Annotated in this window: 3 protein-coding genes; all 3 read left to right on the top strand. The window is 54.2% G+C overall.

The annotated features are described in order from the left end of the window. The first annotated feature begins 172 nt into the window (after positions 1–172). The 3 genes from D6694_08610 to D6694_08600 all read left to right on the top strand — a co-directional run bounded on the left by D6694_08610 (position 173) and on the right by D6694_08600 (position 3,761). Positions 173–1,087 (top strand): SDR family oxidoreductase, encoded by a 915-nt coding sequence (locus D6694_08610; protein ID RMH41662.1) that lies wholly within the window; start codon positions 173–175, stop codon positions 1,085–1,087. Between the two features lie 73 nt (positions 1,088–1,160). Further along, on the top strand, positions 1,161–2,051 hold the full coding sequence (locus D6694_08605; protein ID RMH41661.1) for a hypothetical protein: 891 nt from the start codon (positions 1,161–1,163) through the stop codon (positions 2,049–2,051). Between the two features lie 222 nt (positions 2,052–2,273). Beyond that, a complete protein-coding gene (locus tag D6694_08600) occupies positions 2,274–3,761 on the top strand; it encodes a hypothetical protein (protein ID RMH41660.1) in 1,488 nt (495 codons plus the stop codon). Positions 3,762–3,906: the final 145 nt, after the last annotated feature.

Raw genomic sequence — 3,906 nt, 5'->3', positions numbered from 1 at the left:
TACCGCGGAAACCCGGTGTGTGCCTTCCAGGGGATGGAGGTCACCTTGTGGGATTTCGCGTCCACTCAAAGCCGTTCCCTCAACCTGTTTGCCTCCGGTTACCTCAGCCCGCACTACCAAATCGTCCGGGCGCAGCCGGCACCCCTCCCTGTGATGTGAATTTCCCCATAAAATAAAATTTTTGTGTATAATTCCGCCCTGTGTGGCAATCTCGTTTGCATACAGGAGTGTGACATTGCGTGGTAAATTTTTGCAGGGAAAAACCTGTCTGGTAACTGGCGGCGCGCAGGGTATTGGGTGGGCTATTGCACAGGCGCTGGCCGATTTTGGCGGCACGGTTTTCGTGTGTGACATCAACCGGCAGTATCTGGACGAGGCGCAGGCGCAGGCTGCCGAGGCTGGCTGGCCGATGTACTTTGCCTTGTGTGATGTTTCTGATGCACAACAGGCCGCCGATTGGGTGCGGTCTGCACATGCACAGACCGGGCGGGTGGACGTTCTGGTAAACAACGCGGCCTTTTACCGCTGGTTGCCCTTCGAAGAGATGACGCAGGAGGACCTGGAGCGCATGACGGCTGTGTGTTACCACGCGGTGACGTACACCACGCGCGCTGTGCTGCCATTCATGCGCGCCCAGGGGGATGGGCATCTCATCAACATCAGTTCATCGGCAGGCAAGTTGTTTACTGCTCCCGGATTGACAGCATATGCGGCCGTCAAGGCTGCTGTGGATGCCTTCACCCAGGCATTGCAACTGGAGTTGCGCGGCAGTGGAATTACAGCGACCACCGTGCGCCTGGGGATTGTGGCCGGTACGGATTTCTTCCGCAAAAATGTACAATCCGCATCTTTGCCGCGTTTGGGTGACCTGCTGCCTTCGCTGACCCCGCCTGATGTGGCCAATGGTGTTTTGCGCATCCTGCGTACCCGGCAAGCGCGCCTGGATTTGCCGGGCTACCTGCGGCTGATGTACCTGATGTTCGAGGTTGCCCCCTGGCTGCTTGTCCGCCTGGTGCAAACCGGCGGTGCGGCGCGTCGGGATTACGGTGCCGTAGACTGGCGCTACAGCCGGCGCTTTCCCAAATGAACATCAAAACCACGCATCCCCTTCACACCGGAAGGGGAGCGTTTTTTTACCGACATCACAGGGAGAGAGCAGTATGGAATTCGATGCTTTTTTGCAACTGAGCGATGAAGACATTTCCCGCCTGGTGGCCGAAAAAAGTGCCGATACGGCGCTGGTTTTCCTGGACGGTTCGCGGCGCTGGTTCATGCTGGAAAACCGCCGCAAACTGGATTCCGGGTGGGCCAGGGAATATATCGCCCAGAGCAGCCGCCGACATGTCGAAATTTTTGGCATGTTTTTCCGGCACGGTATCCGCAGCCTGGTATCGCCTATGGTGTATACCGGTTTGCTGGAGCGCGGCGCGCATTATGATGAGGTCAAATACAGTGTGGGAGGGCTGGCGACCTTCCCGGAATTCCTGGAGTTTTACGAATCTTTTGGGGTGCGTGTGCGCTTTTATGGGGATTTTCGTCGTAAGTTGTGCGGCACCCCGTTGGAACCGTTGTGTGACCTGTTCACTGACCTGGAAACGCGCACCCGCCAGAACGACCGCTTCCGTCTGTTCTATGGTATGCAGGTTTCGCCGCCCGGAGAAAGTGCCAACGATATAGCCCGCCTGTCGGTGGAGCACTACCAAGAGACGGGAGCAATTCCTTCTCGAAAAGATTTGATTCGCCGTTATTATGGGGAACCGGTCAACCCGCTGGCTTTTGGCGTCACTTTCGAGGTCAGTGCATTGGAATACCCGCTTTTGGGTGGCAGCGAAAATCTGTATTACAGTGTACGTCCTACGATGTATCTTGATGAGTACCAGTTACGTTCTATTCTGTACGACCATCTGTTTTTGCGCGGTCGTGACCCGAAGGACTATCGTCATGTCCTGGAGCCCGATTTGGAGGCGCTGCGTGCCTTTTACGACACCCACAATCACACCACCCTGGGGGTAGGACGCCTGGTGGGAAAATTGTGGGTTCCGGACATTTAGCCTGTGACAAGATATTGCCTTGCGACCGGATACTTTGTATCCTGATGGCCACTCCTTATTCCGCTTTAGCCGCAGATGTCGCAGATTGTGCTGATTTTTTTCTGCTTTTCATCGGTGTAATCCGGGGAATCTGCGGACTGAATCACGAGTGTTGCACAAACTGTCCGGTGGCCAGGATATTGCCCGTTGCTATATTCTGTATTGCTATAGAGGAGAAATGCTATGCATCTGGACACTCAGGCCAAGAAATTACTGGGACAACTGGATATGGGTTGTATCGCCAGTACGGCTTATGATACGGCATGGGTTGCACGCTTGGCGCGCTTTGGTCATCCTTTGGGCGAACGAGCATTGGATTGGTTGCTTGTCCATCAAAACCCAGATGGTTCATGGGGGAGTTGGCCGCAATTTGTCATTCATGACCACATCATGTGTACCCTGGCCGCTGTTGTGGCTCTGGCTGAAGCGCCCAATGCCCGTCGCTACCAGAGAGCCATCCAGCGCGGCGTGCAGGCCCTATCCATACTGGGGGGAAAAGCACGCCAGGAAGAAGTAGTAGATGTCAATCGTGCTACCGTGGGATTTGAGATGCTTTTGCCCACGCTAATGGACGAAGCGCGAGCATTGGGAATTTTGCCGAGCAAAGCGGAACGTGTTCTGGGTCTTGTAGAGCACCTGGGGGAGCGAAAACGCCGCAAAATTCGTAATGTACCCATCAATCGGGAGGTGAGCATGGTTTTTTCTGCAGAAATGGCCGGGCGGGAATATCGGGGTTGGCTTGACCAACAGAATCTGCGCAATCCTAATGGGTCTGTGGGAAACAGTCCCTCGGCAACGGCTTATTATTTGTTGTGTGTCAACCCGAATGATACCCAGGCATGGAAATACCTGGAAAAAGCAGTTAATCCCGATGGGGGGTTCCCCCTTGCCCACCCTATGGAAGCCTTTGAACGTTCATGGGTAGTGTGGAATTTAGGACTGGTTGAGGATTGGGCTACTTCTATGCATGCGGATTTCGTTTCTCTCCTGGCCTTGCTATACAATGGATGGCATTCGCAATATGGAATCGGATTCTCTACGTTTGGTTCTTTGTACGATGGCGATGATACGGCCATGGCTACGGCTTTATTACGCCGGTATGGCTGGGAAGTAGACCTTTCCCCCATGTTTTTCTATGAAACTGAAGGGTATTTCATCACATACCCGATGGAGGTCGGTGTCTCGTACACTACCAATATCCATGCATTGTGGGCACTGTCCAGCTTGGGGTTCGATGACCGGTACCCGGCGGTCAGGAAAGTGATTTCATTGTTAACTCAATCTTCCTCTATCGTGCCTTATGACAAATGGCATGCCTCCCCATTTTATTTGGTGTCTCACCAAGTTATTGCCGGGCTGACGTATGAGACTATGCGCCCGTTTTTGCAAAAACAGGTGGACTGGATTCTGTCCATGCAACGCCCTGATGGTGCCTGGGGGATGAAAGCCAGCACTATCGAGGAGACAGCCCTGTGTCTTCAGGCATTGTGTGTGTGGCAGCGTACCGTGGGAAATATCCCTTTGGAAAATATTCGACGAGGAGCCGCGTGGCTGAAACGCAGGGAAAACGCAAATGTACCGGCTATGTGGGTGGCGAAGACATTGTATCTGCCGGCCCATGTTGTGCGCTCTTCCGTGTTGTCTGCCCTGGCGCTTGCTGAGAGCGTTTAGCCGCTCGGACTGGTTTGTCTCTTGCGTCGTCTGAACGGCCGTCTGTGCCACAGGCGGCGCAGGCTCTTTTTGAGAGTTGTGCCGCTCAACATAACATCTGAATGCATGGCAGAGCGTACGAAGCGCCCCATCCAGAAAATGGTCG

Source organism: Gammaproteobacteria bacterium, assembly GCA_003696665.1.
Classification (GTDB): domain Bacteria; phylum Pseudomonadota; class Gammaproteobacteria; order Enterobacterales.
The sequence above is the reverse complement of the archived record's forward strand: the minus strand, read 5'-3'. Positions and strand labels throughout refer to the sequence as shown.